Origin of the sequence: Streptomyces sp. BE303, from assembly GCF_036290945.1 — a bacterium.
In the GTDB taxonomy this organism is placed as follows: Bacteria; Actinomycetota; Actinomycetes; order Streptomycetales; family Streptomycetaceae; genus Kitasatospora.
Genome location: NZ_JAQYWZ010000293.1, coordinates 1 through 390 on the forward strand (window position 1 = coordinate 1; position 390 = coordinate 390).

At 70.8% G+C, this 390-nt stretch carries 1 protein-coding gene; it reads right to left on the minus strand.

What is annotated here, in order from left to right; translation table 11 throughout:
* Positions 1-372 (minus strand): AMP-binding protein (locus tag PUR56_RS02810; RefSeq protein ID WP_329947708.1); only part of this gene is annotated, 372 nt, incomplete at its 3' end.
* Positions 373-390: the final 18 nt, after the last annotated feature.

Sequence of the window (390 nt, forward strand, 5' to 3'; positions counted from 1 at the left end):
GCCGATGGCGGGGATGCCCCGGTGGTCGGCCGCCAGCTCCGCCGCCGTCGCCCACACCGTCACCTCCGTCGGCCCGTACACGTTCGTCACCCGACCGCACCCACGCACCAGACGCTCCGCCAACCCGGCCGACAACGCCTCACCACCCACCAGCGCATGCACCCCCCGCAACGACACCGGCGGAGCCTCCGCCAACAACCCCTCCCACAGACTCGGCGTCGCCTGCACCACCGCCGGACGCACCCGATCCACCAACGCCGACAACGCCAACGGATCCCGCACCGTCACACGATCCGCCAACACCACCGAAGCCCCACGCACCAACGGCCCGAACAACTCCAACCCCGCGATGTCGAACGACACCGTCGTCACCGCGACCAACGCATCACC